Annotated in this window: 1 pseudogene; it reads left to right on the top strand. The window is 53.9% G+C overall.

From position 1 onward, the window contains the following. Window positions 1-122: pseudogene (locus EXE47_RS18230) on the top strand (IS1595 family transposase); the annotation flags it as partial. Window positions 123-1,065 lie beyond the last annotated feature (943 nt).

Genomic DNA, 1,065 nt, shown 5'->3' with positions numbered 1-1,065 from the left:
AGCAAGGCTTGGAACAGGCCGCTCATACATTCGGGATCATTAGATCGCTGAATCTCACAGGCGCATCCGTCGATATCACCATTGACTGCCTTGTTATAGGGGCTTTCCGTAGTTCTACATAAGAGCGATTTTCTCCTGACGATCTACCACTGACCACTTCAGAGATATCCGCTAAATCATTTCGCCGCAAATGTCTCTGTTGAAATCCTCAACTGATGATATATTCTTGGAGCCGTAATGAATACAGCGCGCGAGTCGGTCACGAGAGAATGGTTGTTACTGAACCAGTTGAATCGGTAGCTACAGAGCGCGGGTCTAATACAATAAGGGTTGCCCCGTAGCGGTTCAGCCACTTTGCTCAGCGAGTCCGTAGCTTACAGAACTCGGGGAGCGATGGTTATGAAGACCCTGTTAGGAGTCGCCGGGACGCTCCTCGGGATTTAAACATCCACCCCGGCCGTAGTCGCCTTGCTCACTCTCTGCGCTTCCGAGAATCGAATCGGTACAGTAGGGCCACAGTGAGGCGACGTACGTCGAGCCGTTGTGACGAAGGTATATTCCAGAGGGGAGAGTTCCGTCGGTCTGCGGGTCGCTACGGTCATAATAGGGTAGCGGAGAGAGCGCCGCTCTGACGTCCGAAAACTTCGACCTGTCGAGGCGCTGGTCGGCGACCGAACGCTCCGCTGCACGGCTGAGCGCTGTTCGAATCGGCTCGACGGAACGAAGTCGTTCATCACTCGACGGCGTCACCGTTGCTCCGTCTGGTGTATCTGTGCGAAGAATCTCTAGTAAGCCACCGTTGTCTCCCGGGTCAGCGAGACAGCCAGAGAACGCCGCGATGCTCGTCACACTACAAAGGTGGAGCACTCGACGACGGGAGAGCGGTGAACCCATACACGGACAAAGCATCGGTTGAAATTAATTACTCAGCTTTGAACGTTGAAGTAGGAGCGTGACGTAGGCGGTAGTGAAGACGGATGATGCCGATTACGGACTTCTTGTCGTGTACGCGTGTGTTTGACGAGTTCGAATCGCTGTCATCAGCTCAACGCCATCACGCGAAAA

Origin of the sequence: Halorubrum sp. GN12_10-3_MGM, assembly GCF_005435235.1 — an archaeon.
Lineage (GTDB): Archaea > Halobacteriota > Halobacteria > Halobacteriales > Haloferacaceae > Halorubrum > Halorubrum ezzemoulense.
This window is presented reverse-complemented; position numbering and strand designations above follow the sequence as displayed.